The sequence below is a fragment of the Pseudomonas sp. AK-TSAG1-1 genome, from assembly GCF_056821665.1.
In genome coordinates, this window is record NZ_CM165965.1 from 1,881,718 (window position 1) to 1,907,807 (window position 26,090).

Consider the following 26,090-nt stretch of genomic DNA (forward strand, 5'->3'; position numbering starts at 1 on the left):
CAGGTACAGCGTTCATACTCCACAAGGAATTGCATGTCGTTCATCCAAGCCAACCTGATCCACCTGCTGGCCGCGCTCTGGTTTGTCACCTGCTGGGGCGGTTATACCCGTTATGCGTCGTGGAAGGCCCGCGACACCGCGTGCCTGGCCAGCGTGCTGCACCTGTACCGTGAAGACTGGATGCGCCGCATGCTGCTGCGCGACAACCGCATCGCCGATGCCAGCGTGATCGGCAACCTGGAGCGCAACGCCTCGTTCTTCGCGTCCAGCACCCTGATCATCCTCGCCGGCATTCTCACCGTGCTGGGCGCGTCCGAGCGCGCCGTGTCGTTGCTGGCGGACATTCCGATGGTCCAGCAAGCATCGCAGGGCATGTCGGAGATCAAGTTGCTGTGCCTGGCGCTGGTGTTCGTCTATGCCTTCTTCACGTTCAGCTGGTGCATGCGCCAGTACAACTTTGCCGCAGTCCTGGTCGGTTCGGCGCCGATGATCGGTGAACGCCAGGTTTCCGAGCAGGAGCGCAAGGCATTCGCGCTGCGGGCGGCACGGGTGATTTCGATGGCGGCCAACCAGTTCAACTTCGGCTTGCGCTCTTATTACTTCGGCATGACGATGCTGGCGTGGTTTGTCAGCCCGTGGCTGTTCATGTTGATGAGTGCTGGCGTGGTGCTGGTGTTGTATCGCCGCGAGTTTCATTCCGACGTGCTGGATGTGATGGTCTATACCCCTACAGAGGCGACGTTGCCCGAAACCAATAAAGAGGCCGCTTGATGAGTATTCCGTTCTGGTGTGTGTTTATCAGTGCATTGTTGATTTACATCGCGCGTATGCCGGTGGGTAAAGCCATGAAAGAGCAGGGCGGTTACAACAACCACCTGCCGCGCCAACAGCAGGCGCAACTCACCGGTTATGGCGCGCGGGCGCTGGCGGCGCATCAGAATAGCATCGAAGCGTTCATCCTGTTTGCCGTGGGGGTGCTGATGGCGCACACCACGCAGACACAGGGGTGGTTGATCGATGCATTGGCGATCATCTTTGTGATCGCGCGGATTCTCTACTTGTGGCTGTACCTGGCGGATAAACCCTCTCCGCGCAGCCTGGTGTGGCTGGTCGGTCTGATCTGTAGTTTGTTGCTGATGATTAGTCCGACTTTTAGAACCGTGTTGCTGTAAAAAACGGCTTCTAACCCGGCACTCTCAACAATCACAGACAAAAGAAAACCCGCACTTGGCGGGTTTTCTTTTTCTGCATCAAGTCGCAATTATTGCTTCTTGGCAGCTTCCTCTTGAGCAGCCTGATTCGATTCAGCCTGATCTTTGGCGGCTTCAGCGTTTTCTTTCGCTGCGTCGTTCACTTTATCCTGAGCTTCATTCATTTTCTGCTGAGCTTGTTCAGCATGTTGGTTGGCATCTTGAGCTTTGTCCTCGGATTTTTTATCGCAGGCAGCGAGACCGAGGGAAGCGGTCAACATCAAGGCAATAGCTAAAGTCTTACGCATGGGGTGTTTCTCCTTATGGAAAATAACTACTGGCCTTAAGAGCGCACCCCTCAAGGTTAAGTTCCTCATTTTCATCAGATATATAAGTTTGTTTCGCAATGGAACTTTTGCGGTTCTGTCTGCTACCGAAAACAGGCACTAACAAGAGTAATTATCAAATGGCCGAAAACCCCGTTTTTGAGCGTGCGACGCGATTTCTCTCGGCATTGCGCCACTGTCAGGTGCTCGGTTTGACGGTGCACAGCGCCAGCGGTGAAGGGCTGACGGTAAAGTTGCCGTATAGCGCGAAAATAGTCGGCAATCCGCAGACCGGCGTGATCCACGGCGGGGCGATTACTTCGCTGATGGACACCGCATGCGGCATGTCGACGCTGTGCGTGCTGCCGGAATTCGAAGTCTGCCCGACGCTGGATCTGCGCATCGACTACATGCATGCCGCTGAGCCGAACAAGGACGTTTACGGTTTCGCGCAATGTTATCGGGTCACCACTGACGTGATCTTCGCGCGCGGTTTCGCCTATCAGGACGACCCACAGCAGCCGATCGCCCATGTCGTCGGCACGTTTATGCGCATGGGCAAGGGCTTGAAGGGCACTCAGGGGTTTGGCGGCAAGATCAAAGGAGAGCGTTGATGAGTGATGACTGGAAACAACAGTTGCTGCAGGCTCATGCTCAGGGCGACTACGCGCCGCTGCTGCAGCTGATTCCTTATGCGGGGCTGATCGGTGTCGAATGCTCGCGAGTCGGCGATGAATTGCTGTTCAAGCTGCCGGCGAACAAGGACAACATTGGTAACCCTTTGTTGCCGGCTATCCATGGCGGGGTGATTGCCGGGTTCATGGAACTGGCAGCCGCGTTGCACCTATTGATCTTCACCGGGGCGCCCGGGGTGCCGAAGATCATCGACTTCTCCCTTGATTACCTGCGTGCCGGGCAGTTTCGCGACACTTGGGCCAAGTGTCAGGTCTGTCGTCAGGGCCGCCGCGTCGCCAACGTTGCGATTACGGCCTGGCAAAGTACCGAGAGCGAGCCGATTGCCACCGCCCGTGCGCACTTCAAAATCGATGAGCCCTTGAAATCCTGAACGCTGCCCCCAACTCAATGAACAACCCGCCGCCGACCATCTGGGTCGCGGCCAATGCCATCTGATTGGAGTTTGATGACCATGAGTGTGGAAACTCAAAAGGAAACCCTGGGCTTCCAGACCGAGGTAAAGCAGCTGCTGCACCTCATGATCCATTCGCTGTATTCCAACAAGGAAATCTTCCTTCGCGAATTGATCTCGAACGCCTCTGACGCTGTAGACAAGCTGCGCTTCGAAGCCTTGGCCAAGCCTGAGTTGCTCGAAGGTGGCGCTGAGCTGAAAATCCGTGTGAGCTTCGACAAGGACGCCAAGACCGTCACCCTCGAAGACAACGGTATCGGCATGAACCGTGACGATGTGATCACCCACCTGGGGACCATCGCCAAATCGGGCACCGCCGATTTCATGAAGAATCTCTCGGGCGATCAGAAGAAAGATTCGCACCTGATCGGCCAGTTCGGTGTCGGCTTCTACTCCGCCTTCATCGTTGCTGACCAGGTTGACGTGTACAGCCGTCGCGCCGGCACCCCTGCCAGCGAAGGTGTGCACTGGTCGTCGAAAGGCGAGGGCGAGTTTGAAGTCGCCACCATCGACAAGCCAGAGCGCGGTACCCGCATCGTCCTGCACCTGAAAGCGGCTGAAGACGAGTTTGCCGATGGCTGGCGTCTGCGCAACATCATCAAGAAGTACTCCGACCACATCGCTTTGCCAATCGAGCTGCCGAAAGAAGCGGCTGCTGCCGAAGGCGAAGAAGCCCCTGCCGTTGAATGGGAAACCGTCAACCGCGCCAGCGCTCTGTGGACCCGTCCGCGCACTGAAGTGAAGGACGAGGAGTACCAGGAGTTCTACAAGCACATCGCCCACGACTTTGAAAACCCGCTGGCCTGGAGCCACAACAAGGTTGAAGGCAAGCTTGAGTACAGCTCGCTGCTGTACGTGCCAGCCCGTGCGCCGTTCGACCTGTACCAGCGTGAAGCGCCTAAAGGCCTGAAGCTGTACGTGCAGCGGGTGTTCGTGATGGACCAGGCCGAATCGTTCCTGCCGCTGTACCTGCGCTTCATCAAAGGCGTGGTCGATTCCAATGACCTGTCGCTGAACGTGTCGCGGGAAATCCTGCAGAAAGACCCGATCATCGACTCGATGAAGTCGGCGCTGACCAAGCGCGTATTGGACATGCTGGAAAAGCTGGCGAAGAACGAGCCTGAGCAATATAAGGGCTTCTGGAAAAACTTCGGTCAGGTCATGAAAGAAGGCCCGGCAGAAGATTTCGCCAACAAGGAAAAAATTGCCGGTCTGCTGCGTTTCGCATCGACCAATGGCGACGACGGCGAACAAGTTGTCGGTCTGGCTGACTACCTGGCACGTGCCAAGGAAGGTCAGGACAAGATCTACTACCTCACCGGCGAAACCTACGCGCAAGTCAAGAACAGCCCGCACCTGGAAGTCTTCCGCAAGAAAGGCATCGAAGTGCTGCTGCTGACCGACCGCATCGACGAGTGGCTGATGAGCTACCTCAGCGAATTCGACGGCAAGACCTTTGTCGACGTGGCGCGCGGTGACCTGGATCTGGGCAACCTGGACTCGGAAGAGGACAAGAAGGCCGCAGAAGAAGTCGCCAAGTCCAAGGAAGGTCTGGTCGAGCGTCTGAAAACCGCGCTGGGCGATTCGGTTGCCGAGGTTCGCGTATCGCACCGTCTGACCGACTCGCCAGCCATTCTGGCCATCGGTGAACAGGACCTGGGTCTGCAAATGCGCCAGATCCTCGAAGCCAGCGGGCAGAAAGTGCCGGATTCGAAGCCGATCTTCGAGTTCAACCCGAGCCACCCGCTGATCGAGAAACTCGACGGCGAGCAGAGCGAAGAGCGTTTTGGCGACCTGTCGCACATCCTCTTCGATCAGGCAGCCCTGGCTGCCGGCGACAGCTTGAAGGATCCGGCCGCGTACGTGCGCCGTCTGAACAAGCTGCTGGTTGAACTGTCGGTTTAATCACGTTGCATAAAAACCCGCTTCGGCGGGTTTTTTCATTCTGGTGTTTACCCTTCAGGAGTCAGAAATGAGCCAAGTCACTGTACGTTCCGTGGTCTATCAGCTTGATGGCCAGCCTTATGAAGGTCGTCTGGCGTTCGACGCCGAGCACAAGGGCGCGCGCCCGGGCCTGTTGATGGCGCCGAACTGGATGGGCGTCAGCGCCGGTGCCGAGGAGATTGCCAAGTCAGTTGCGGCCAAGGGCTACGTGGTGTTGATCGCCGATGTGTACGGCCAGGCTGTGCGTCCGCAGAACGGCGATCAGGCCGGCGCCGCGATGATGCCACTGAAGAACGACCGAGCATTGCTGCGCAAACGCATGCAGGCAGCGTTCGAGCAGTTGCAGAAGCAGGGTGAGGCGGCGGTCGATACGTCGAAGATGGCAGTGTTCGGTTTCTGCTTTGGCGGTTGCTGTGCCCTGGATCTGGCCCGCACTGGCGCGCCGGTGAAGGCGGCCGTGTCGTTCCACGGTACGCTGGATTCGCCGAACCCGGCAGACGCGAATAACATCAAGGGCGCGGTGCTGGTGCTGCACGGCGCTAGCGATCCATTGGTGCCCAAAGAGCAGTTGCCAGCGTTTGAAGACGAGATGAACGCGGCGGGTGTGGATTGGCAGTTGCTGAGCTACGGCGGTGCGGTGCATTCGTTCACCGATCCGCACGCCAACGTACCGGGCAAAATGATGTACGACGCGAAGACCGCAAAACGCGCCTTCAAGTCGATGCATGATTTGCTGGAAGAAGTGTTCAAGGGCTGATTTGATCGGGCACTGGCATGGCCGGTGCCTGACAGGTCCTCTTCGCGAGCAGGGGGGTTGTGGTGTCCAGAGATTCTGGTCACACCATCAATCTCCGTGGGAGCGAGCCTGCTCGCGAAGACTGACTAAGCCGCTGTACACAACTCAGGGCAATTCAATCCGCTCGACTTCCCCCGGCACCGTCGGCCAATCCCCGGCTGCCCACTTGCGTCGCGCTTCATCGATCACCGCCGGATCGCTCGCGACAAAATTCCAGTTGATCCGCCGTGGCCCGTCCAGCGCCGCGCCGCCAAACACCACTGCGTGCACATCACTCTCGGCAAACAGGCTCATCTCTTCCCCTGCCGGCAACACTGCCAGCGCATGGGGTTCGAGGGACTCGCCATTCAGTTGCGCATCCCCATTCAGCACATAAATCGCCCGTTCCTCGTGCTCGGTCGGGATCAGCAGTGTCGTCGCCGTCTGCATCTTCACTTCCGCGTAGAGCGTTGGTGAAAGCACCGGCACCGGCGATTCCAGGCAAAAGCCTGAACCGGCAATCATCCGGATCTGCACGCCCAGGTTATCGCTGACCGGCAGGGTTGCCGCCGGGTGATGGCTGTAATGCCCCGGATCTTGCTCGTGATCCTTGGGCGAGGCCAGCCAGATCTGCAAGCCGTGCATTGTGAAGCTTTGCTCCCACAACGGCTCGGGCGTGCGCTCGACGTGGGCAATGGCGCTGCCCGCGGTCATCCAGCTGACATCACCGGCCTTGACCACTTGATCGGAGCCGAGGCTGTCCTTGTGCTGGATCTGTCCTTCAAACAGGTAGGTGAGGGTCGACAGACCAATGTGCGGATGCTGTCGGATGTTCATGCCTTTGCCCGTCGGATAAACCGTCTCGAGCATGTGGTCGAAAAATACGAAAGGCCCGACGCTGCGACATTTGGCTGACGGCAGCGGACGCAGGATCGGCTGACCTTCGACGTCTTCGGCGCGCGGGCGGATGATCAGGGGTTGCGTGTCCATGGTGCATTCCAGGCTGAGCGGGTGATGCCAGAAGCATAACCCGCCGCTGGCACGAGGGGGATTACTGGCTATCGAAGCCTTGCGGGGCGTGGGTTTCAATGCTGACGTCGGTGGTGGTCATCAGTTTATGGATCGGGCAGCGATCGGCCACCCGTAGCAATTCCTCGCGTTGCGCATCAGTCAGCACACCCTTGAGCGTGAGAGTGACGTGCAGCACGTATTTGCCTTTCTGCTCTTCACTATTGTCGCGTTTGACCTCGACACCGACGCCGGTCAGCGGGATGTCTTTCTTCTTCGCGTACATCTTCAGGGTCAGGGCCTTGCAAGCGCCGAGGGCAGCGTCGAAGTAGTCGTGCGGCTCGGGGGCTGTGCCTTCGCCACCGGCAGATTTCGGTACATCGGCAAACAATTCGTGGTCATCGATCTTTACGGTGTGACGAAAACCTTCGGCGGAGACGGTATTGACGGTAACAGTCATGGCAACCTCACTGGCAGTAGGAAAAGTCGTGCGATCAAAAAAGACCTTGCAGTTATAGAGCATTCCCACAAGCACGCGTTCCACTTTCCTGCAGGATGAACCCTTGCTGTCGGCTCAGGGTCTAGGCTATGCCTACCTGCCGGAGATTACTTGTGTCCTTGTTTCGTTTGAGTCTTGCCTGCCTGCTGGTCGTTGCCGGCGCCGCCAGTGCCCGCGATTACACCTACAGCGATGCGCACCTGCACTACGTGGATTTCTTCCAGGAAACCGCCGGCATGGCGAAATTACTCACGGCCATGCAGGACAATTCCATTGATCACGTGATGATTTCCGGGATTCCCGTAGCGAAGAAATGGCACGAAGACGAACCCAAGCGTCCACGCTATTACGCCGGCGATGACGCTGATGCCTACTGGTACAGCGCCACTGATGTGATTGTCGCTGATGCCGTACAGAAACTGACGCCGGAGCAGCGTCAGCACTTTCACCCATTTCTGTCCGGGTTCAACCCCAACGACAAAAACTCCGCTGCGCACATCCAGCGTCTGCTCGATCTGTACCCGGGGTTGTGGCAGGGCATTGGCGAAGTGTTTACCCGTCATGACGACCTGACGGCGCTGACCGCCGGCGATACGCCGCGGGCCAACAACGAGGCGATGACACGCATCTATCACTTGGCGGCAGAAAACGATCTGCCGGTGATGCTGCATTCCAACATCACCTCCAAGCGTGAGAAAAATCCGCTTTACCTGAAGGAAGTCGAAGAACCGCTGCGTAATCACCCGCACACCCGGTTTATCTGGGCTCACGCCGGCACCAGTGCGGAGATCCATCGTCACCAGACTCACCTGAAGTTTCTGCTGCCTACCGTCAGCCGATTGCTTGAGGCTTATCCGAATCTGTTTATCGATCTGTCGTGGAGCATGCTCACACCGTATCTGCTGGACGAACAAGGCAAACCACGTGCGCAATGGCTGGCATTGGTGGAGAAATACCCTGAGCGCTTTATGCTCGGCTCAGATGTTGTAGGTCGATTCAACAAACTCGGTAAGGAAATGCACAGCTTCACGCCGTTTCTCGACGCCTTGCCCGAAGCCGTTGCGCGTAAAGTCGCTCGGGACAACTTCCTGGCGATATTGCCGCGAACAGCGCCAAAGTCCGGGAAAACCCCGCTAAATCGTTAATGCTGAGGCGTTCGAAGTATCAAGGCCTTTTGATATCACCTTTTCGTCTTACGCAAATTGGCGCCGGGCCGATACCTTCTAAAGCAACCAGCTGCAGGGTTGATGCAGCGCTTTTGGAAGGAACCAGAGTAATGAGTATCCGTAGTCTCAATATCGCGCCGCGTGCCGGCCTGGGTTTTGGTGTGCTGGCGCTGATGGTGTTTGCCTTGGGGGCGTTCGCCCTGCTGCAAATGTCGAACATGCGCGCACAATCTGATGAAGTCGACAACAACTGGCTGCCGAGCGTGATGGCGGTCGGCGAGATGAGTCAGGACATGCTGCGTCTGCGCGCGCTGACCATGCGCCTGTTGCTCAATCGCGATCCCCAGGCACTGGAACAGAATGTCACCAAGCTCAACGAGTTGCGCGGCGTATTGAGCGAAGCCCAGCAACGCTATGACGTATTGATCGTGTTGCCCGAGGAGCGAAACCTGTTTGATCGCTTCAAGATCGCCGAGCACAAGTATCTGGAGCTGCAGGCGCAGGTCATGGCGTTGTCGGCACAGAATCGGGTGGAAGAGGCGGCAGCGATTCTCAACGGCCAGATGAGCCCGTTGGCGGACGATATCGCCGTCACCCTGCGCGACCTGGTGGAGCTGAACAAGCACAACGCCAATCTCGCGACCGAGGCGGCGCGCCTGGTGTTCATCAATTCGCGGGTGTGGGTCGGTGTGATGATCGGCATCACTGCGCTGATCACCATTGGTCTGGCGCTGCTGCTGACCCGCAGCATCGTCCTGCCTCTCGCGCAGTCGCTGGGTGTGGCGCAAGTGGTGGCCAGTGGCGATCTGACCGGCGATATCCATATCTCCGGCAAGGACGAGCCGGCGCGGCTGCTGCATGCGCTGAAAAGCATGCAACACAATTTGCGCGACACCATCCGGCAGATTTCCGAATCGTCCAGTCAGTTGGCGTCGGCCTCCGAGGAACTCAGTTGCGTCACGGAGGATGCCACGCGTGGGCTGCATCAGCAGAGTCTGGAGATCGAGCAGGCTGCGACGGCGGTCAATCAGATGACCGCTGCGGTGGAAGAGGTGGCGAGCAATGCGGTGGCGACTTCCGAGGCATCGAGAGAGTCTGACCGGATTGCCCAGCACGGGCGCGAGCAGGTCAAACAGACCGTGACGTCAATCGAATCCCTGGCCGAGGATGTCACGTCCAACGCCACGCAAGTGGAGGACCTGGCGCAGAAGGTTCACGGCATCAGTAAAGTGCTGGACGTGATCCGCTCGATTGCCGAACAGACCAATCTGCTGGCGCTGAACGCCGCGATTGAAGCGGCGCGGGCCGGGGATGCCGGCCGTGGTTTTGCGGTGGTGGCCGATGAGGTGCGGGCGCTGGCGCATCGGACCCAGCAGTCGACTCAGGAAATCGAGCAGATGATTGGCGGGATCCAGCAGGGCACCGATTCGGCGGTGAGTTCGATGCAGCAGAGCAACATCCGTGCGCATTCGACGCTGGAGTTGGCCAAGGCGGCAGGGGTGGCACTCGAGGAAATCGCCTCGGCATTCACCTTGATCAACGAGCGCAACCTGGTGATTGCCAGCGCGTCGGAGGAGCAGGCGGCGGTGGCGCGAGAGGTGGATCGCAACCTGATGAACATCCGCGATCTGGCGATGCAGACGTCGGCGGGGGCCAATCAGACCAGCGCGGCGAGCCAGGAGCTGTCGCGGCTGGCGGTGGATTTGAACAATATGGTGGCGAAGTTTTCGGTCTGATCTGATCCTTTAATATCGCGCTGAATCCTGTGGGAGTGAGCCTGCTCGCGAAAGCGGTGTATCAGCCACAAACGAATCGGCTGAACTGACGCCTTCGCGAGCAGGCTCGCTCCCACAGGGGGGTGTGTTGTTGCGAAAATTACAGGCACAAAAAAGCCCCGCATTGGCGGGGCTTTTCGTTGTAGCGGCGGATCAGCTGCCTTTAACGGTTTTGCCGTTGACCGTGCCGTCCTGGAGCATGATGTTGTACTCCTTGCCGTCGGTTTCAACCTGTTGCAGGCGGACCAGCAGGTAATCCCAGTCCTTGGCGAACCACAGGACGGTGATGCGCTTGCTTTGTGTCGGATCGCGCACGCGCTCGACTTTGATCGCGTCGATCTTGCCGGCTTTTGTTTCGACTTTTTCGGTGCCCAGTACGCGGAAGTCGTAGGTATCGACATCGCCGCCATCGACCACTTGATAGCTCATGGTCTTCTTGCCGGACGCCAGGTCGTGTTGCAGTGCCAGTTGATACGTGGACTTGTCGACCATGCCGCGGTTGAGTGGAACCTTGACCGCATCACCACGATCGACGCCGGTGACCATCTTGGCGTTCCAGTCGAAATCCAGGTCAGACTTCTTCGCCTTGCCCAAACCACCCCGTTCGAAATGGTAGGACTGCGGCAGTAGCGTGTCCTTGTCGAGGGTCAGGGTGCTTTCTTCAGTCAGGTTGGCGATCATCATCGACGCCTTGAAGCTGAGCTTCCAGACGCCATTGGCTTGCTTGGTCAGGCTCCGCTCGGCGGTGCCGCTCATGGGCAGCTGCTTCCAGTCGGCGGTGTAGCTGGCGGAGAACGGTTGAAGGTCTGCCGCCTGCGCGAAGGGCAGGGCGAGCAGAGCGCAAGCGAAGAGCAGGGCGCGACGCATAAAATCTCCTAGTGTCGAATCAAGTGGCCGCTGGCCGCGAGTAACTGGCCATCCAGTAAAGCACCTTGTTCGCCGAGTGCCAGCCGCCCTTCGGCAAACCAGCGTACCGCCATCGGGTAGATCAGGTGTTCCTGAACATGGACTCGCTGCGCCAGACTGTGCGGCGTGTCGTGCAACTCTACCGGTATTACTGCCTGTACGACCAGTGGTCCACCATCGAGTTCCTCGGTGACGAAGTGCACGGAGCAGCCATGCTCGGCGTCGCTGGCCTCCAGCGCGCGCTGATGAGTGTGTAACCCTTTGTATTTGGGCAGCAGCGAGGGATGGATGTTGAGCAGGCGACCCTGGTAGTGACGCACGAAGTCAGCGCTGAGAATGCGCATGAAGCCGGCCAGCACCACGAGTTTCGGATTGAATTCGTCGATCAGTTCGATCAGGGCAGCATCGAAGGCCTCGCGACCTTCGAATGCTTTGTGATCCAGCGAGCGGGTAGCGATACCCGCGTCACTGGCGCGTTGCAGGCCGTAGGCGTCGGCGCGGTTGGAAATCACCGCAGCGATGCGGACCGGGCTGTCGCCGGTCCGCGTGCTGTCGATCAGAGCCTGCAAGTTACTGCCGGTGCCGGACAACAGCACCACGACATCACAGGTTGCGGACATTAATGAGCCTTAAGGTTCTGCAGATCAACCTGGGCTGCACCTTCGGCGGCAGCAGCGATCTGGCCGATGACCCAAGGCTGTTCGCCAGCGTCACGCAGGGTCTTCAGAGCAACTTCAACGTGCTCCTGAGCCACGCAGATCACCATGCCCACGCCGCAGTTCAGCACGCGGTGCATTTCGGTCTCGTCGACGTTGCCTTGCGCTTGCAGCCAGTCGAAGACAGCCGGGCGGGTCCAGCTGGCCACGTCAACCACGGCCTGAGCGCCTTTTGGCAGAACGCGCGGGATGTTGTCCAGCAGGCCACCACCGGTGATGTGGGCCATGGCTTTGACTGCGCCGGTGTCCTTGATCAGCTTGAGCAGCGGCTTCACGTAGATGCGGGTCGGGGCCATCAGCAGGTCGGTCAGCGGTTTGCCGTCGAGCTGGATGTTTTCGATGTCGGCGCCGGACACTTCGATGATCTTGCGGATCAGCGAGTAGCCGTTGGAGTGCGGGCCGGACGATGGCAGGGCGATCAGGGCGTCACCGGTGGCGACTTTCGAGCCGTCGATGATTTCGGCCTTTTCCACCACGCCGACGCAGAAACCGGCCAGATCGTAGTCTTCGCCTTCGTACATGCCAGGCATTTCAGCGGTTTCACCGCCGACCAGCGAGCAACCGGACAGTTCGCAGCCGGCGCCGATGCCGGTCACTACCTGGGCAGCGGTGTCGACATTCAGTTTGCCGGTGGCGTAGTAGTCGAGGAAGAACAGTGGCTCTGCGCCGCAAACGACGAGGTCGTTGACGCACATGGCAACCAGGTCGATACCGATGCTGTCGTGCTTGTTCAGGTTCAGCGCCAGGCGCAGCTTGGTGCCGACGCCGTCGGTGCCGGAAACCAGCACAGGCTGCTTGTAGCCGGCCGGGATTTCGCAGAGGGCGCCGAAACCGCCCAGGCCGCCCATGACTTCCGGGCGCGCAGTGCGCTTGGCGACGCTCTTGATGCGTTCGACCAATGCTTCACCGGCGTCGATGTCTACACCGGCGTCCTTGTAGCTCAGGGAGGGTTGCTTGCTCATGATCCAGGCCTTTAGGGGAGGGGATTCAGGGGTAACGACCGAGTTCAGCGGGAACGCCAAAACCGGTGGGGCGATAGCCTCACGCGAATTTCGGGGCGCCCGGCTGTTGCCGGTCTGCGAAGGCGCGCGATTTTATCAGGCTTGAGGGGCAGCGGCCATCCTCGCGCCGACGGGCAGGGGCATAATCGACTGAAATTTTTTGCAATTGTGCCGGGTGGGTGCCTGTATAAGGTGTGCCGATTAACCGTCTATCGTTATCACTGTGCAAAAACTTACCGCTACCGTGTGAATGTTTTGCGATGGCAGATTGTCACAGCCTTGCTTAACCGGTTCACGCGGCCTGTTCCAGCCGCTCCTGTCGACGGGAATTTTCCATGCGTTTTTGTAAATTGTTGGTTGTGGGTTGTTTGTCTGTGGTCAGCCTGGCAAGTCATGCCGAAAACCTCAAAGGTCTCTATCAAGTACGCCAGCCGGTCAGCAGCCAGGCACCGGAAGAGCGTGATCGCGCCACGCAGGCGGCGCTGGATACGCTGGTATTGCGTCTGACCGGCGACCCGAAGGCGCCGCAGAGCCCGGGGCTGGCGGCGATTCGCAAGGATCCGCAACAGATCATCAGTCAGTTTGGTTTTGATGCCGGGCCGCCGGAAGTGCTGAAAGTCGATTTCGACCCGGCTACCACCGAGCAGGCACTGCGTCGGGCGGGGCTGTCGTTGTGGGGCGCAAGCCGGCCTTCGATTCTGAGCTGGTGGCTGAACGATTCAACTGAAGGTTCAAGCCTGGTCGGTGACGGTCAGGCCGCCGCTGCGCCGTTGCGGGCGGCGGCCCAGCACCGAGGCTTGCCGCTGCGCTTGCCGCTGGCGGATCTGAGTGAACAGCTGGTGGCCACCGCGCCGGTGCTGGACGGCACCGATCCTGCGCCGTTGCACGGCGCTTCGGAACGATACGGCGCAGATGCCTTGCTGGCGGTGCATGCACACGAAGAGGGGGGGCAGTGGCAGGCCAAATGGCACCTGTGGCTGGGTGATCAGAAGGAGGCCGGCAGCGTGCAGGGCGCCGATCAGGCTGCCGTGGCCGATGCCGTGATGCTGGCGGTGGCCGAGCGTCTGGCGCCGCGGTTTGTTGCCAAGCCTGGGGTGTCGGGTCAACAGACCCTGGAAGTGCAGGGTATGAATCTGGAGCACTACGCCACGCTGCTGCGGTTACTCGAACCGTTCGGTGTGCGTCTGCAAAGTGTCGAGGGTGATCGCATCGTGTATCGGGTCAGCGGCAGCGCCGATCAGTTGCGTGCGCAATTGTCATTGGCGAAGTTGCAGGAATTGCCGGCTGAGGCGCCGGCACCGGTGGCGGCGCCACAACCGACGGTTGCCGGTGCTGCGCCGGTTGTCGCTGCAGCCCCGGCACCTTTGGCGCCATCGTTGCGGTTTCGCTGGTAAGTCTTTCCTTATATAGAAGCAGTAGGAGTGGTACATGGCTGATTCGCGGCGTTGGTTCTGGCTCGGTGGGGTAGTCCTGCTTTGCGCGTTTGTCTGGTTGCTGCACCCGATCCTCACGCCGTTTCTGGTGGCCTTGCTGCTGGCATATCTGTTCGATCCGCTGGTGGATCGTCTTGAGCGGCTCGGCCTGTCGCGCACTTGGGGAGTGATCGCGGTATTCGCCCTGTTCACGCTGATCGTCACAACCCTGTTGCTGGTGTTGGTGCCGATGCTCGCCAAGCAGTTGCTGCGTTTATATGAATTGGCGCCGCAGATGCTCGACTGGCTGCAGCACACCGCGTTGCCGTGGGCGCAGTCGAAGCTGGGTTTGTCGGATGGCTTCTGGAAGTTCGACAAGGTCAAGGCGGCGATCAGCGAACACATGGGCCAGACTACCGACATCGTCAGCGTGGTGTTGAGTCAGGCGACGGCTTCAAGTCTGGCGCTGATTGGCTGGCTGGCGAATCTGGTGCTGATTCCGGTCGTGAGTTTTTACCTGCTGCGCGACTGGGACTTGATGATGGCCAAGATCCGCAGCCTGTTGCCGCGTGATCGTGAGCAAACCATCGTCTCGCTGGCGGGTGAATGCCATGAGGTGCTCGGCGCGTTCGTGCGCGGACAATTGCTGGTCATGCTGGCGCTTGGTGTGATCTACGCCGCCGGCCTGATGATCGTTGGTCTGGAGCTGGGGCTATTGATCGGCCTGATCGCGGGGCTGGCGGCGATCGTGCCATACATGGGCTTCGTGATCGGGATTGGCGCGGCGCTGATTGCCGGGTTGTTCCAGTTCGGCGGCGATCTGTATCCGATGATCGGGATTGTCGCGGTGTTCATGGTGGGGCAGGCGCTGGAAGGCATGGTGCTGACGCCACTGCTGGTGGGTGACCGGATCGGTCTGCACCCGGTGGCGGTGATCTTCGCGATTCTGGCCGGTGGCGAGTTGTTCGGTTTTACCGGTGTCCTGCTGGCATTGCCGGTGGCGGCGGTGATCATGGTGCTGGTGCGTCACGTGCATGATTTGTACAAGGACTCCGATATCTACAGTGGAGTCGACGATCCCGAGTTGTAGTGTTCGCGCGGACGGCCCGGCATTGCGCCGGGTTGGCCCGTGTTTTGCGGTGGGTTTGCTCGGCATCGCGTCAGAGAAACTGTCATAAAACCAGCGCGTTAACGCAAACCTTTGATTTTGCTTGGAGTCTGTCGCATTGTGCGCTCAGCTTCACGGGTATAAACTTCGCAAACTTTACACAGAGGCCACTAACGGTTCCTTGAGAACTGTTCAGTCAGCATGAAACCGATTCAGCTGCCCCTAGGTGTGCGTCTGCGTGACGACGCCACCTTCATCAACTACTACCCAGGCGCCAATGCCGCTGCACTCGGCTATGTCGAGCGCCTATGCGAAGCCGACGCCGGCTGGACCGAAAGCCTGATCTACCTGTGGGGCAAGCATGGGGTAGGGCGTACGCATCTGTTGCAGGCGGCTTGCCTGCGGTTCGAACAGATGGGTGAACCGGCGGTATACCTGCCGCTGGCCGAGTTGATGGATCGCGGCATCGAAATTCTCGACAACCTTGAACAGTACGAACTGGTCTGCCTGGATGACCTGCAGGTGATTGCCGGCAAGCCGGACTGGGAAGAGGCGATGTTTCATCTGTTCAACCGTCTGCGTGACAGCGGTCGGCGCTTGCTGATCGCCGCGTCCACCTCGCCACGCGAGTTGCCGGTCAAGCTGGCCGACCTCAAATCGCGCCTGACCCTGGCGCTGATCTTCCAGATGCGTCCGCTCTCCGATGAAGACAAATTGCGCGCATTGCAATTGCGCGCTTCGCGTCGTGGTCTGCACCTGACCGATGAAGTCGGGCATTTTATTCTGACGCGTGGCACCCGCAGCATGAGTGCATTGTTCGACTTGCTCGAACAGCTCGATCAGGCTTCGTTGCAGGCACAACGCAAGCTGACAATTCCGTTTCTGAAAGAAACCCTTGGCTGGTAGTCAGCCCTTGAATTACGGGGCTTGCAGCAGGTTTCGACATATTTCAGGCGCCAGAAAATCCGCTTTTCCGCACAGGGTGCAGACCGCGTATCGATTCAAATGGGCTTAAGCGCTTAGATGTAAACGAGAAACCGGGAAGTCACAAAAAGATCGATTGAATTTGCAAATGAGGCCGATAGCGGGCATAGTCTCGGCTTCTTTACAACTTCAGCCACGGTCGTGCCCATGCTAAATCGCTTCGCACCCCTCGTGCCTCTCGCACTCGTCACCCTGTTGTTCGGTTGCGCTGCTCATTCTCCAGTTCAAGAGCAGCCTCAACAGGTTAAAAATTCTGCCACTGCCCAGTCTTCCGTTATTTATCAGGAAGAACTGGCCACCGAAAAAGAACTCGCCGATTTCAACGGCAAGAAGCCATACGAGCTTCCGGTTCTGGCCGACAGCATCCTTGAACGCGGCATGTCCCTGATCGGTACTCGTTACCGTTTCGGCGGTACCTCTGAAGCTGGTTTCGACTGCAGCGGTTTCATCGGTTACCTGTTCCGCGAAGAGGCCGGCATGAATCTGCCGCGCTCCACCCGCGAAATGATCAACGTGGATGCTCCTCTAGTCTCGCGCAGCAATCTGGAGCCGGGCGATCTGCTGTTCTTCGCCACCAACGGTCGTCGCGGTCGTGTGAGTCACGCCGGGATCTATCTGGGTGACAACCAGTTCATTCACTCCAGCAGTCGTCGTAGCGGCGGTGTTCGCATCGACAGCCTGGGTGACAGCTACTGGAGCAAGACTTTCATCGAAGCCAAACGCGCCCTCGCAATGGCACCGACTGTGGTCACCGCTCGCAAGTAATTCCCCGTTGTCGCCACGTCCGTGGCGACAAAAAAACGGCCACGGCAACGGAGTAGACCTAGACTTTACAAGGTGAAGTTAAAGTCTTACTTGAAGTTTGTCGTATAGCCGCTAGAATCCTGTATCTATATTGATGGCAAACCGCCTGCGTGCTCCGCAGGCGGTTTTGTTTTCTGTCCATCCGGCAGAGAAAGCCGCAGCCAGATCAGGGTGTTCTGTTTATGACGATGTCGGCCCGCCTTGCATTGATCTTCTTCGCAGCGCTGCTCAGCGCCTGCGCCAGTCGCACACCGCCGCCTGCGCCCGTCGTACGTGCCCCGGTAGTGTTCGGACCTTCCCAGTCGTTCTCGCCCGCCGCTGAAGACGTGCTGTTTCGCGCGCTCGGCCTGGTCGGCACGCCTTATCGCTGGGGCGGCAACACGCCGGATTCGGGTTTTGATTGCAGTGGTCTGATCGGTTTCGTTTACCGCGATGCGGCGGGTATCAATCTGCCGCGTTCGACGCGTGAACTGATCGTGATGCAGGCGCCGAATGTCGGCAAGGAAGGCTTGCAGACTGGCGACCTGATCTTCTTCGCCACCAACGGCGGCTCGCAAGTCAGCCATGCGGGGATCTACGTCGGAGAAGGGCGCTTCGTGCACGCGCCGGCAACCGGTGGCACGGTGAAGCTCGACAGCCTGTCGAAGGCGTACTGGCAGAAAGCGTATCTGAGCGCCAAACGGGTGTTGCAGCCTGAGCATCTGGCGCATAACCCGTAATTGCTGATGTTTTAAATGTGGGAGATTCTATGTTTGAGGGGAACCCTCAAACATAGAATCTCCCACATTTGTTATGTGCTGGACGCTAAATTATTTGGCGGACGACACCCGCCACACCTTGTTGCCCACATCGTCGGCCACCAGCAAACCGCCTTGCTGGTCGATCACCACGCCCACCGGGCGGCCCAGAGCGTTCTCGTCCTTGTCGAGGAAGCCAGTCAGCACATCGACCGGTGCTCCGTTCGGCTTGCCGGCGGCGAACGGTACGAAAATCACTTTATAGCCACTGTGCGGTTTGCGGTTCCATGAGCCATGCTGGCCAATGAACGCGCCTTCCTTGAATTGCGCCGGCAGGCTGTTGCCCTCGGCGAATGTCAGGCCCAGCGAGGCGGTGTGCGGGCCTACGGCGTAGTCCGGAGCAATGGCCTTGGCCACCAGATCGAGGTTTTGCGGTTTTACGCGCACATCCACATGCTGGCCGTAATAGCTGAAGGGCCAGCCATAGAAGCCGCCGTCCTTGACTGAGGTGATGTAGTCCGGCACCAGGTCGCTGCCGATCTCGTCACGCTCGTTGACCGCCGTCCACAGCGCGCCAGAGGTGGGCTCCCACGCGAGACCGTTGGGGTTGCGGATGCCCGAGGCGAAGATCCGGTGGTTGCCTGTGGCGCGATCCACTTCCCAGATCGCCGCGCGACCTTCCTCTTTATCCAAGCCGTTTTCGCCGACGTTGCTGTTCGAGCCAACGGTGACGTACAACTTGCTGCCGTCCTTGCTGGCGATGACGTTTTTGGTCCAGTGATGGTTCAGTGTGCCGCCTGGCAGGTCGGTGACTTTGATCGGCTGCGTCTTGATCTCGGTCGCGCCCGGCTCGTAGTGGAAGCGCAGCAAGCGATCAGTGTCGGCGACGTACAGATCGTTGCCGACCAGCGTCATGCCGAACGGCGAATTGAGATTCTGCAGAAAAACCGTGCGGGTCTCGGCCACGCCGTCGTGGTCGGCATCGCGCAGCAGGGTGATGCGATTCGGGCTCGGCACGCCGGCGCCAGCCTTGCCCATGACTTTCTTCATTACCCAGCCACGAATGCCACTGCTGTCGTCAGGCTTTGGCGGAGCATTGGTTTCCGCCACCAGCACGTCACCGTTGGGCAGCACGTAGAGCCAGCGCGGATGGTCGAGGCCTTCGGCAAATGCAGCGACTTGCGTACCAGCCACTGCGGTCGGTTTGCCGCCCGCAGGCCAGCCGATCGCCGGGGCGATGTTCACCGTCGGAATCAGGGTCTTGTTGGGTTCGGGCAGCTTCGGTGACGGGCCGGTGCCGTCGGAAACTTGCAGGCTGGAGGATTCACCGCAGGCGGCGAGCCCTCCGGCGAGGGCGATGAGGAGAGCGAGTTGGGTTTTGCGCATTACTGATCTTCCCTATGAATGCATGCCTAATCATAGAGGAGCCTGCGCACCCGATGGTTCAACCGCTCAGCCACGGGCCTCTTTGAACAGCACGGCGATTCCGGGGTGATAGTTGCCCGCTTCGCTGCGCAACTTGCGGTAGGCGTAGGGGAAATACCAGGCGACCGCGCAGCAGTGTTCCTTTTGCAGGTCGTCGACCATGTCCTGCAGCTCTTCGGGGCTGGCGCTGTGCTGGGCTTTTTGCGGCGCGACGAACAGGCAACCGAGTTTGAGGTCGCTGGCGAAGCTGATGCGTTTGGCGTCGCTGGTGATTTCCAGCAGGGCCTGGGTCAGGTTGAGGTTGCTGACTCGCGGCCAGCGCTGCGTGGCCTGGATGTAGGCGCGGTCTTCGGCGCCGGCGAGGAACAGGTGAGCGCGGGCATTGCGCTCGCCGTCCTCGTTCTGCTTGCGGGTGGCGGTGTCGCAAAGGGTCACCAGTTCGGCCATCCATGCCGCAGCGGAGAGCAATCCGAGATTGGCTTTCTCGTCATGCCAGTAAGGCGTGTCGTTGTCGCCGCGCACGGCGTTGTAGCGGTCGATACAGTCAAACCAGCGTTCAAGCACCGGGCGCAGGAACTCCAGGCGCGGGTTGCTGATGATCATGCCTTGCATCGTAATCATCCTTATTGTTGTGATGGGCTTTTTCGAGAAAAGCATGGCTCTTTGATATCACTTGTATCAGTGTGGCACAAGATTGGCGCCAGATAATTGATCGGCGGCAGTTATTCGCCCGACGGCCGCCTCTTTAATTGACGCTCCACCCCCAACCCTCTAACCTTCGCGGCTTGTTTCAGGTGCTCTGTGACGTGTGTCGACAGAGTGAAACAGGGAAGCCGGTGAGGGTTGTCTTCAGGCGAAGAACGATCGCGATCCCGGCGCTGCCCCCGCAACGGTAAATGAGTGAAAGCTGCGCATTGAGCCACTGTGTCGACAGACGCGGGAAGGCGCGCAGCCGGCGATTCGCCGCTCATGAGCCCGGAGACCGGCCTGATCCATCCAGCGGCATCACGGTGGGCGATGCCAGGCTTTTTGCCGTCTATTCTTGTGCCTGCCCGCCGTTATCCAGCCTCAACGGAGAGCTCCCCCATGACCGATTCCCCCGAGCGTGACGAACGCCATCTGGCGCGTATGCAGCGCAAAAAAGCCGTGATCGACGAACGCATCGCCAATTCGCCCGACGAGTGCGGCCTGGTGCTGGTGCTGACCGGCAATGGCAAAGGCAAAAGCAGCTCGGCGTTCGGCATGCTTGCCCGCGCCATGGGCCACGGCATGCAGTGCGGCGTGGTGCAGTTCATCAAGGGGCGCAACAGCACCGGCGAAGAACTGTTCTTCCGGCGCTTCCCCGAGCAAGTGCGCTTTCACGTGATGGGCGAGGGCTTCACCTGGGAAACCCAGGACCGGCAGCGTGACATTGCTGCCGCCGAAGCCGCGTGGGCAGTCTCCCGCGAGCTGCTGCGCGATCCGTCGATCGGTCTGGTGGTGCTGGATGAACTGAACATCGCCCTCAAGCATGGCTACCTCGACCTGGATCAGGTGCTCAGCGATTTGCAGGCGCGTCCGCCAATGCAGCACGTGATCGTCACCGGTCGTGCGGCCAAGCCGGAAATGATCGAGATGGGTGACACCGTCACCGAAATGGGCATGCTCAAACACGCCTTTCAGGCAGGCATCAAAGCGCAGAAAGGCGTCGAACTTTGAATCAACCACGTCACTGCCCGGCGGTGCTGATTGCCGCGCCGGCCTCCGGTCAGGGCAAGACCACCGTCACCGCCGCACTCGCGCGTTTGCATCGCAATCAGGGGCGCAAGGTGCGCGTCTTCAAATGTGGCCCGGACTTCCTCGACCCGATGATTCTCGAGCGCGCCAGCGGTGCGCCGGTGTATCAACTGGACATGTGGATGGTCGGCGAGCAGGAAAGCCGGCGTCTGTTGTGGGAGGCCGCCGCCGAGGCGGATCTGATTCTGATCGAAGGCGTGATGGGCCTGTTCGACGGTACGCCTTCGAGTGCCGATCTGGCGCGACACTTTGGTGTGCCGGTGCTCGGGGTGATCGACGGTACTGCGATGGCCCAGACCTTTGGCGCCCTGGCGCTGGGGCTGGCGCGCTATCAGCCGGACTTGCCGTTTGCCGGCGTGCTCGCCAACCGCGTCGGCACCTTGCGTCACGCGCAACTGCTCGAGGGCAGCCTCACCGAAGGCTTGCGCTGGTACGGTGCGCTGTCCCGCGAAACGGGGATCGAGTTGCCGAGCCGCCATCTCGGACTGGTGCAAGCCAGTGAACTGAATGACCTGGATTTACGTCTCGACGCGGCCGCCGAAGCTTTGGCCAGCAGTTGCGAGGTAGCGCTGCCACCGGCCGTGGAATTCGCCGCGCCTGAAGTGATCCCCGCTGAACCGTTGCTCGCAGGTGTGCGCATTGCTGTCGCACGCGATGAAGCCTTTGCCTTCACCTACGGCGCCAGCCTCGACTTGCTGCGCGCGATGGGCGCCGAGTTGAGCTTCTTCTCGCCGATTCGCGATACGCAGTTGCCTGAGGCTGACAGCCTGTATCTGCCGGGCGGTTATCCGGAATTGCACCATGTCGCGTTGGCGCAAAATACTGCGATGCTTGAGGCGATCCGTGCGCACCACGCCGCCGGCAAACCATTGCTCGCCGAGTGTGGCGGCATGCTCTATCTACTCGATTCGTTGACTGACGTCGAAGGCGCCCGCGCTGAGCTGGTCGGGCTGCTGCGCGGTGATGCGGTGATGCAAAAGCGTCTGGCAGCACTGGCGCTGCAAGCGGTGGATCTGCCGGAAGGTTCGTTGCGCGGCCACACCTATCACCATTCCCTGACCACCACTGAACTGACGCCGATTGCCCGGGGCCTGAGCCCCAATGGCGGGCGCGGAGCGGAGGCGGTGTATCGCGAGGGACGGATGACGGCGTCGTACGTGCACTTTTATTTTCCGTCGAATCCGACTGCGATTGCCGCATTGTTTGCACCGGATCTCGAGGCCGCTTTCGCGAGCAAGTCCGCTCCCGCATTGGATCACCCAACCCCTGTGGGAGCGGGCTTGCTCGCGAAGAGGCCATGAGCGACAACGCATTTTCCGAAGGCGAGCGCCAAGCGGTCTACCGAGCCATCGCCGAACGCCGCGACATGCGCCACTTCACCGGTGGCACGGTCGAGCCTCAATTGCTGCGGCGTCTGCTTGAGGCCGCACATCAGGCGCCCAGCGTCGGCCTGATGCAGCCTTGGCGTTTCATCCGCATCAGCGACCGTGCCTTGCGCGGGCAGATCCAGAACCTCGTCGAAGAAGAACGCATCCGCACAGCCATTGCCCTCGGCGAGCGCAGCGACGAGTTCATGAAGCTCAAGGTCGAAGGCATCAACGATTGCGCCGAAGTGCTGGTCGCGGCGCTGATGGATGATCGCGAACGGCACATTTTCGGGCGTCGTACGCTGCCGGAAATGGACATGGCGTCGTTGTCCTGCGCGATCCAGAACCTGTGGCTGGCGTCCCGTGCCGAAGGACTGGGCATGGGCTGGGTCTCGCTGTTCGAGCCGCAGGCGCTGGCCGATCTGCTGCAACTGCCGGTCGGGGCCAAGCCGTTGGCGGTGTTGTGCCTGGGCCCGGTCAAGGAATTCTATCCGGCGCCGATGCTGGTACTCGAAGGGTGGGCGCAGGCGCGTCCGCTCAATGAGTTGCTGTATGAAAATTATTGGGGAGTGAGTCAATGAGTGTGGCGTTGTTGAGTGTCGCTGCAGTCGCGCTGGATGCGCTGCTGGGTGAACCGAAACGCTGGCATCCGCTGGTGGCGTTCGGCAATTTCGCCGGGCGCATCGAGCGACGTTTCAATGCGGGCGGCCGTGGCTGGCGCAGTCACGGAGTCACCGCTTGGGTGATCGCGGTGCTGCCGCTGACGTTGCTCGCCACCGCATTTTCCTGGGCGCCTTACGTGGGCTGGATCGTCGAGATTCTTGCGCTGTATTGCGCCCTGGGCATGCGCAGTCTTGGCGAACACGTCGAGCCTGTGGCCAAAGCCTTGCGCAGTGAAGATCTGGAAGAGGCGCGCAAGCGCGTCGGCTATCTGGTCAGCCGCCAGACCAGCGAACTGGACAGCACAGCCGTCGCCCGTGCCGCTACCGAGTCGGTGCTGGAAAACGGCAGTGATGCGGTGTTCGCTGCGCTGTTCTGGTTTGTCGTGGCCGGTGCGCCGGGCGTGGTGCTCTATCGCTTGAGCAACACGCTCGATGCAATGTGGGGTTATCGCAACGAACGTTTCGAGCGTTTCGGCTGGTGTGCGGCAAAAATCGATGACGTGCTCAACTACATTCCTGCACGGCTGGTGGCACTGACCTACGCGCTGTTGGGCAACACCCGGCTCGCCTGGAAATGCTGGCGCACCCAGGCGCCGAAATGGGACAGCCCCAATGCCGGTCCGGTGATGGCTGCCGGTGCCGGTGCGCTGAATGTCGAGCTGGGCGGCCCGGCGATCTATCACGGTGAGCTGCACGACCGTCCGCAGCTGGGCGAAGGTGCGCCGGCGGATGCCGATTCGATTGATCGCGGCTGGCAATTGGTCCAGCGCGGGGTATGGTTATGGCTGCTGATTCTCTGCGTGGGGGCTGAATTCTATGCTTGAGCACGGTGGCCGGCTGCGCAAGGCTGCACTCGATTACGGTATTGCCGAAGCCGACTGGCTCGACCTGTCCAGTGGCCTTGCGCCGTGGCCGTTTGCGGTTCCGGAAATTCCGTTGCGCGCTTGGGCGCGTCTGCCGGAAACCGACGATGGCCTGGAGCAGGCCGCGTGCGATTACTACGGCGCCTCCCAGGTGTTGCCGGTGGCCGGCTCGCAGATGGCGATCCAGTTGCTGCCGCGTTTGCGCCGTGCCGGCAAGGTCGGCGTGTTGTCACCGTGTTATGCCGAGCACGCCGAAGCCTGGCGCCGCAGTGGTTACATCGTGCGGGAAGTGCTGGAGCAGGAGGTCGAATTTTTTCTCGACAGCCTCGACGTGCTGGTCGTGGTCAATCCGAACAATCCGACCGGCCTGAGCCTGACCCCGGCGCGACTGCTGGACTGGCACGCGCGGCTGGCCCAGCGCGGCGGTTGGCTGGTGGTCGATGAAGCGTTCATGGACAACACGCCGCACCTGAGTCTGGCGTCGTACACCCATCAGGTCGGCTTGGTCGTGTTGCGCTCGTTCGGCAAGTTCTTCGGTCTGGCCGGCGTGCGCCTGGGCTTTGTGCTGGCCGAGCGCAAGCTGCTCAGGTTGCTCGCCGAACAGGTCGGGCCATGGGCGGTCAGCGGCCCGACACGGGTGCTCGGCCAAGCCTGTCTACAGGACACCGAGGCGCACACCCGGCAACGCATGCGCAGCGATGAGGCCAGCGAGCGCCTGGCGTTGTTGCTGGAGCGCTACGGCTTCAAGCCCTTGGGCGGATGCGCGCTGTTCCAGTGGCTGATCACCGAGCACGCCGTGGCGTTGCACGAATTCATGGCCCGACGCGGCATCCTTCTGCGTCTCTTCACTCACAACAGCAGCCTGCGTTTCGGTCTGCCGGCCAATGCCGCTGAAGAGGCGCGTCTCGAGCAAGCGCTGCAAGCCTTTGCCAAGGAATCGACATGACCACCCTGATGGTGCAAGGCACCACTTCCGATGCCGGTAAAAGCACGCTGGTGACGGCGCTGTGCCGCTGGGCCACCCGTCAGGGCGTGGCGGTGGTGCCGTTCAAGCCGCAGAACATGGCGCTCAACAGTGCCGTGACTGCTGATGGCGGCGAGATCGGCCGCGCCCAAGCGGTGCAGGCGCAAGCGGCGCACCTCGAACCGCACACCGACATGAACCCGGTGCTGCTCAAACCCAACAGCGACACTGGCGCACAAGTCATCATCCATGGTCGCGCGGTCACCAGCATGAACGCCGTGGCCTATCACGACTACAAAGCCATCGCCATGCAAGCGGTGCTCGCTTCGCACGAACGGCTCAGCGCGGTGTATCCGCTGGTGATGGTCGAAGGCGCAGGCTCGCCAGCGGAGATCAATCTGCGCGCCGGTGACATCGCCAACATGGGCTTTGCCGAGGCGGTGGATTGCCCGGTGCTGCTGATTGCCGACATCAATCGCGGCGGAGTATTTGCGCATCTGGTCGGCACCCTGGAGTTGCTGTCACCGAGCGAACAGGCGCGGGTCAAAGGTTTCATCATCAACCGGTTTCGCGGCGACATCGCCTTGCTGCAACCGGGCCTCGACTGGCTCGAGCAGCGCACCGGCAAACCGGTGCTGGGGGTGCTGCCATACGTGATGGATCTGCACCTGGAGGCCGAGGACGGCATCGACCAGCGCCAGACCGACAAGGCCGAGCAAGTGCTCAAAGTGGTGGTGCCGGTGCTGCCGCGCATCAGCAATCACACCGATTTCGATCCGCTGCGTTTGCATCCGCAGGTGGACCTGCAGTTCATCGGCCCGGGGCAGGCGATTCCTGCCGCCGACTTGATCATCCTGCCCGGCTCGAAAAGCGTGCGCAGCGATCTCGCGTATCTGCGCGCCAACGGTTGGGACACGGCGATCAACCGGCACCTGCGTTACGGCGGCAAGCTGCTGGGGATCTGCGGTGGCCTGCAAATGCTCGGCGAGCAGGTGCACGATCCGCTGGGGCTGGAAGGCGCGCCCGGTTCGAGCGCCGGCCTGGGTCTGCTGGCGTTCGAAACGACGCTGGAAGCCGAGAAGCAATTGCGCAATGTGCGCGGGCGTCTGGCGCTGGAAGAGGCTGAGGTCAGTGGATATGAAATCCATGCGGGCGTGACGGCTGGCCCGGCGCTGGAGAATGCGGCGGTGCATCTGGACGACGGTCGTTGCGATGGCGCGCAGAGCCTCGACGGGCAGGTGCTCGGCACCTATTTGCACGGCTTGTTCGAGTCGCCGCACGCCAGTGCCGCGTTGCTGCGTTGGGCCGGGTTGAGCGATGTGCAGGAAGTGGATTACCACGGCTTGCGCGAGCGTGATATCGAGCGGCTGGCGGATCTGGTGGAGAAGCATCTGGATACCGGGCTACTGCGTCAGCTCTGTGGGATCCAGGTTGGCTGTTCCGGCCTCTTCGCGAGCAAGCCCGCGCCCGCATGAGAATGCATTCCAGGGTGGGAGCGGGCTTGCTCGCGAAAGGGCCGGTTGCCTCAACACATG

27 protein-coding genes and 1 riboswitch are annotated in these 26,090 nt (G+C 60.4%); of the genes, 19 read left to right on the plus strand and 8 right to left on the minus strand.

The annotated features are described in order from the left end of the window. Positions 1-33: 33 nt before the first annotated feature. Complete coding sequence (locus AC1UK9_RS08595) at positions 34-771, plus strand: DUF599 domain-containing protein (protein WP_025111866.1); 738 nt, start codon at positions 34-36, stop codon at positions 769-771. Next, a complete protein-coding gene (locus tag AC1UK9_RS08600) occupies positions 771-1,172 on the plus strand; it encodes an MAPEG family protein (protein WP_482579846.1) in 402 nt (133 codons plus the stop codon). Before AC1UK9_RS08595 ends, AC1UK9_RS08600 begins: the two co-directional genes overlap by 1 nt. Before the next feature lie 89 nt (positions 1,173-1,261). Here AC1UK9_RS08600 and AC1UK9_RS08605 read toward each other — a convergent pair whose 3' ends face one another. Then, positions 1,262-1,498 (minus strand): hypothetical protein, encoded by a 237-nt coding sequence (locus AC1UK9_RS08605; RefSeq protein WP_003223025.1) that lies wholly within the window; start codon positions 1,496-1,498, stop codon positions 1,262-1,264. A gap of 158 nt (positions 1,499-1,656) precedes the next feature. Here AC1UK9_RS08605 and AC1UK9_RS08610 point away from each other — a divergent pair, with 158 nt between their 5' ends. The 4 genes from AC1UK9_RS08610 (at position 1,657) to AC1UK9_RS08625 (ending at position 5,364) form a co-directional block, all read left to right on the plus strand. Next, the gene (locus AC1UK9_RS08610; RefSeq protein ID WP_482579847.1) at positions 1,657-2,130 is read left to right on the plus strand and encodes a PaaI family thioesterase; all 474 of its coding nucleotides are present in this window, start codon (positions 1,657-1,659) and stop codon (positions 2,128-2,130) included. After that, positions 2,130-2,582, plus strand: a complete 453-nt coding sequence (locus AC1UK9_RS08615) for a PaaI family thioesterase (RefSeq protein ID WP_025111863.1) — start codon at positions 2,130-2,132, stop codon at positions 2,580-2,582. The genes AC1UK9_RS08610 and AC1UK9_RS08615 overlap by 1 nt, the downstream gene beginning before the upstream one ends. Before the next feature lie 81 nt (positions 2,583-2,663). Continuing rightward, positions 2,664-4,568, plus strand: coding sequence for a molecular chaperone HtpG (htpG, locus tag AC1UK9_RS08620; protein WP_025111862.1), 1,905 nt, complete (start codon positions 2,664-2,666; stop codon positions 4,566-4,568). Between the two features lie 67 nt (positions 4,569-4,635). Then, a complete protein-coding gene (locus AC1UK9_RS08625) occupies positions 4,636-5,364 on the plus strand; it encodes a dienelactone hydrolase family protein (protein ID WP_482579848.1) in 729 nt (242 codons plus the stop codon). A gap of 144 nt (positions 5,365-5,508) precedes the next feature. On the opposite strand, the gene AC1UK9_RS08630 is transcribed toward AC1UK9_RS08625, so the two are convergent. Further along, positions 5,509-6,372 (minus strand): pirin family protein, encoded by an 864-nt coding sequence (locus AC1UK9_RS08630; protein WP_473014896.1) that lies wholly within the window; start codon positions 6,370-6,372, stop codon positions 5,509-5,511. A 61-nt stretch (positions 6,373-6,433) separates the two neighbouring features. Continuing rightward, entirely contained in the window at positions 6,434-6,850 is a 417-nt protein-coding gene (locus AC1UK9_RS08635) for an OsmC family protein (protein ID WP_025111859.1), read from the minus strand. A gap of 128 nt (positions 6,851-6,978) precedes the next feature. On the opposite strand from AC1UK9_RS08635, the gene AC1UK9_RS08640 reads away from it, so the two are divergent. Both AC1UK9_RS08640 and AC1UK9_RS08645 read left to right on the plus strand, forming a co-directional pair. Next, positions 6,979-8,034 carry an amidohydrolase family protein gene (locus AC1UK9_RS08640; RefSeq protein WP_482579849.1) on the plus strand — a complete coding sequence of 352 codons (1,056 nt, stop codon included), beginning with the start codon at positions 6,979-6,981 and terminating at the stop codon, positions 8,032-8,034. A gap of 131 nt (positions 8,035-8,165) precedes the next feature. After that, positions 8,166-9,791 (plus strand): methyl-accepting chemotaxis protein, encoded by a 1,626-nt coding sequence (locus AC1UK9_RS08645; protein ID WP_482579850.1) that lies wholly within the window; start codon positions 8,166-8,168, stop codon positions 9,789-9,791. A 192-nt stretch (positions 9,792-9,983) separates the two neighbouring features. Here the strand turns inward: AC1UK9_RS08645 and AC1UK9_RS08650 are convergent, their stop codons facing one another. Genes AC1UK9_RS08650 through purM form a run of 3 tightly spaced genes read right to left on the minus strand, consistent with a single transcriptional unit; the run spans position 9,984 to position 12,414 of the window. Further along, on the minus strand, positions 9,984-10,697 hold the full coding sequence (locus AC1UK9_RS08650) for a DUF3108 domain-containing protein (RefSeq protein WP_482579851.1): 714 nt from the start codon (positions 10,695-10,697) through the stop codon (positions 9,984-9,986). 8 nt (positions 10,698-10,705) lie between these two features. Further along, positions 10,706-11,356: a phosphoribosylglycinamide formyltransferase gene (gene purN, locus AC1UK9_RS08655; RefSeq protein WP_482579852.1), complete on the minus strand. Its 651-nt coding sequence runs from the start codon at positions 11,354-11,356 to the stop codon at positions 10,706-10,708. Continuing rightward, a complete protein-coding gene (gene purM, locus AC1UK9_RS08660) occupies positions 11,356-12,414 on the minus strand; it encodes a phosphoribosylformylglycinamidine cyclo-ligase (protein ID WP_025111855.1) in 1,059 nt (352 codons plus the stop codon). The genes purN and purM overlap by 1 nt, the downstream gene beginning before the upstream one ends. 374 nt (positions 12,415-12,788) lie before the next feature. Between purM and AC1UK9_RS08665 the strand changes: the two genes are divergently transcribed. The 5 genes from AC1UK9_RS08665 (at position 12,789) to AC1UK9_RS08685 (ending at position 17,480) form a co-directional block, all read left to right on the plus strand. Continuing rightward, a complete protein-coding gene (locus tag AC1UK9_RS08665) occupies positions 12,789-13,847 on the plus strand; it encodes a DUF2066 domain-containing protein (RefSeq protein ID WP_025111854.1) in 1,059 nt (352 codons plus the stop codon). A gap of 34 nt (positions 13,848-13,881) precedes the next feature. Further along, positions 13,882-14,955, plus strand: coding sequence for an AI-2E family transporter (locus AC1UK9_RS08670; RefSeq protein ID WP_473014900.1), 1,074 nt, complete (start codon positions 13,882-13,884; stop codon positions 14,953-14,955). A gap of 219 nt (positions 14,956-15,174) precedes the next feature. After that, on the plus strand, positions 15,175-15,879 hold the full coding sequence (gene hda / locus AC1UK9_RS08675; protein ID WP_025111852.1) for a DnaA regulatory inactivator Hda: 705 nt from the start codon (positions 15,175-15,177) through the stop codon (positions 15,877-15,879). 225 nt (positions 15,880-16,104) lie between these two features. Next, positions 16,105-16,722: a C40 family peptidase gene (locus AC1UK9_RS08680; protein ID WP_003223044.1), complete on the plus strand. Its 618-nt coding sequence runs from the start codon at positions 16,105-16,107 to the stop codon at positions 16,720-16,722. Between the two features lie 221 nt (positions 16,723-16,943). After that, on the plus strand, positions 16,944-17,480 hold the full coding sequence (locus AC1UK9_RS08685) for a C40 family peptidase (RefSeq protein WP_025111851.1): 537 nt from the start codon (positions 16,944-16,946) through the stop codon (positions 17,478-17,480). A gap of 90 nt (positions 17,481-17,570) precedes the next feature. Here AC1UK9_RS08685 and AC1UK9_RS08690 read toward each other — a convergent pair whose 3' ends face one another. Then, positions 17,571-18,884 (minus strand): PQQ-dependent sugar dehydrogenase, encoded by a 1,314-nt coding sequence (locus tag AC1UK9_RS08690; protein WP_473014902.1) that lies wholly within the window; start codon positions 18,882-18,884, stop codon positions 17,571-17,573. Positions 18,885-18,950: 66 nt separating this feature from the next. After that, a complete protein-coding gene (locus AC1UK9_RS08695; RefSeq protein WP_025111997.1) occupies positions 18,951-19,535 on the minus strand; it encodes a hypothetical protein in 585 nt (194 codons plus the stop codon). 163 nt (positions 19,536-19,698) lie between these two features. Next, positions 19,699-19,928, plus strand: a riboswitch (cobalamin riboswitch). Positions 19,929-20,009: 81 nt separating this feature from the next. On the opposite strand from AC1UK9_RS08695, the gene cobO reads away from it, so the two are divergent. From cobO to AC1UK9_RS08725, 6 genes are read left to right on the plus strand one after another with little or no spacing between them, the layout of a single operon-like run. Further along, positions 20,010-20,621 carry a cob(I)yrinic acid a,c-diamide adenosyltransferase gene (gene cobO / locus AC1UK9_RS08700; protein ID WP_003223053.1) on the plus strand — a complete coding sequence of 204 codons (612 nt, stop codon included), beginning with the start codon at positions 20,010-20,012 and terminating at the stop codon, positions 20,619-20,621. Next, positions 20,618-22,000 (plus strand): cobyrinic acid a,c-diamide synthase CobB, encoded by a 1,383-nt coding sequence (locus tag AC1UK9_RS08705; protein WP_482579853.1) that lies wholly within the window; start codon positions 20,618-20,620, stop codon positions 21,998-22,000. The genes cobO and AC1UK9_RS08705 overlap by 4 nt, the downstream gene beginning before the upstream one ends. Then, a complete protein-coding gene (gene bluB / locus AC1UK9_RS08710) occupies positions 21,997-22,647 on the plus strand; it encodes a 5,6-dimethylbenzimidazole synthase (RefSeq protein WP_473014905.1) in 651 nt (216 codons plus the stop codon). The genes AC1UK9_RS08705 and bluB overlap by 4 nt, the downstream gene beginning before the upstream one ends. After that, a complete protein-coding gene (gene cbiB / locus AC1UK9_RS08715; RefSeq protein WP_473014906.1) occupies positions 22,644-23,552 on the plus strand; it encodes an adenosylcobinamide-phosphate synthase CbiB in 909 nt (302 codons plus the stop codon). The genes bluB and cbiB overlap by 4 nt, the downstream gene beginning before the upstream one ends. Continuing rightward, a complete protein-coding gene (gene cobD / locus AC1UK9_RS08720; protein WP_482579854.1) occupies positions 23,545-24,537 on the plus strand; it encodes a threonine-phosphate decarboxylase CobD in 993 nt (330 codons plus the stop codon). Before cbiB ends, cobD begins: the two co-directional genes overlap by 8 nt. After that, positions 24,534-26,030, plus strand: a complete 1,497-nt coding sequence (locus tag AC1UK9_RS08725) for a cobyric acid synthase (RefSeq protein WP_482579855.1) — start codon at positions 24,534-24,536, stop codon at positions 26,028-26,030. The genes cobD and AC1UK9_RS08725 overlap by 4 nt, the downstream gene beginning before the upstream one ends. The last annotated feature ends 60 nt before the right edge of the window (positions 26,031-26,090 follow it).

What these genes read in the sequence shown, in the direction of transcription:
- AC1UK9_RS08635 (WP_025111859.1), bottom strand. Translation starts at nt 6,850, where the DNA reads ATGACTGTTACCGTCAATACCGTCTCCGCCGAAGGTTTTCGTCACACC.
- AC1UK9_RS08630 (WP_473014896.1), bottom strand. Translation starts at nt 6,372, where the DNA reads ATGGACACGCAACCCCTGATCATCCGCCCGCGCGCCGAAGACGTCGAA.
- AC1UK9_RS08695 (WP_025111997.1), bottom strand. Translation starts at nt 19,535, where the DNA reads ATGCAAGGCATGATCATCAGCAACCCGCGCCTGGAGTTCCTGCGCCCG.
- AC1UK9_RS08670 (WP_473014900.1), top strand. Translation starts at nt 13,882, where the DNA reads ATGGCTGATTCGCGGCGTTGGTTCTGGCTCGGTGGGGTAGTCCTGCTT.
- hda (WP_025111852.1), top strand. Translation starts at nt 15,175, where the DNA reads ATGAAACCGATTCAGCTGCCCCTAGGTGTGCGTCTGCGTGACGACGCC.
- AC1UK9_RS08725 (WP_482579855.1), top strand. Translation starts at nt 24,534, where the DNA reads ATGACCACCCTGATGGTGCAAGGCACCACTTCCGATGCCGGTAAAAGC.
- cbiB (WP_473014906.1), top strand. Translation starts at nt 22,644, where the DNA reads ATGAGTGTGGCGTTGTTGAGTGTCGCTGCAGTCGCGCTGGATGCGCTG.
- AC1UK9_RS08690 (WP_473014902.1), bottom strand. Translation starts at nt 18,884, where the DNA reads ATGCGCAAAACCCAACTCGCTCTCCTCATCGCCCTCGCCGGAGGGCTC.
- cobD (WP_482579854.1), top strand. Translation starts at nt 23,545, where the DNA reads ATGCTTGAGCACGGTGGCCGGCTGCGCAAGGCTGCACTCGATTACGGT.
- AC1UK9_RS08665 (WP_025111854.1), top strand. Translation starts at nt 12,789, where the DNA reads ATGCGTTTTTGTAAATTGTTGGTTGTGGGTTGTTTGTCTGTGGTCAGC.
- AC1UK9_RS08680 (WP_003223044.1), top strand. Translation starts at nt 16,105, where the DNA reads ATGCTAAATCGCTTCGCACCCCTCGTGCCTCTCGCACTCGTCACCCTG.
- AC1UK9_RS08685 (WP_025111851.1), top strand. Translation starts at nt 16,944, where the DNA reads ATGACGATGTCGGCCCGCCTTGCATTGATCTTCTTCGCAGCGCTGCTC.
- AC1UK9_RS08640 (WP_482579849.1), top strand. Translation starts at nt 6,979, where the DNA reads ATGCCTACCTGCCGGAGATTACTTGTGTCCTTGTTTCGTTTGAGTCTT.
- AC1UK9_RS08645 (WP_482579850.1), top strand. Translation starts at nt 8,166, where the DNA reads ATGAGTATCCGTAGTCTCAATATCGCGCCGCGTGCCGGCCTGGGTTTT.
- cobO (WP_003223053.1), top strand. Translation starts at nt 20,010, where the DNA reads ATGACCGATTCCCCCGAGCGTGACGAACGCCATCTGGCGCGTATGCAG.
- AC1UK9_RS08600 (WP_482579846.1), top strand. Translation starts at nt 771, where the DNA reads ATGAGTATTCCGTTCTGGTGTGTGTTTATCAGTGCATTGTTGATTTAC.
- AC1UK9_RS08615 (WP_025111863.1), top strand. Translation starts at nt 2,130, where the DNA reads ATGAGTGATGACTGGAAACAACAGTTGCTGCAGGCTCATGCTCAGGGC.
- AC1UK9_RS08605 (WP_003223025.1), bottom strand. Translation starts at nt 1,498, where the DNA reads ATGCGTAAGACTTTAGCTATTGCCTTGATGTTGACCGCTTCCCTCGGT.
- AC1UK9_RS08610 (WP_482579847.1), top strand. Translation starts at nt 1,657, where the DNA reads ATGGCCGAAAACCCCGTTTTTGAGCGTGCGACGCGATTTCTCTCGGCA.
- purM (WP_025111855.1), bottom strand. Translation starts at nt 12,414, where the DNA reads ATGAGCAAGCAACCCTCCCTGAGCTACAAGGACGCCGGTGTAGACATC.
- AC1UK9_RS08595 (WP_025111866.1), top strand. Translation starts at nt 34, where the DNA reads ATGTCGTTCATCCAAGCCAACCTGATCCACCTGCTGGCCGCGCTCTGG.
- htpG (WP_025111862.1), top strand. Translation starts at nt 2,664, where the DNA reads ATGAGTGTGGAAACTCAAAAGGAAACCCTGGGCTTCCAGACCGAGGTA.
- bluB (WP_473014905.1), top strand. Translation starts at nt 21,997, where the DNA reads ATGAGCGACAACGCATTTTCCGAAGGCGAGCGCCAAGCGGTCTACCGA.
- purN (WP_482579852.1), bottom strand. Translation starts at nt 11,356, where the DNA reads ATGTCCGCAACCTGTGATGTCGTGGTGCTGTTGTCCGGCACCGGCAGT.
- AC1UK9_RS08650 (WP_482579851.1), bottom strand. Translation starts at nt 10,697, where the DNA reads ATGCGTCGCGCCCTGCTCTTCGCTTGCGCTCTGCTCGCCCTGCCCTTC.
- AC1UK9_RS08625 (WP_482579848.1), top strand. Translation starts at nt 4,636, where the DNA reads ATGAGCCAAGTCACTGTACGTTCCGTGGTCTATCAGCTTGATGGCCAG.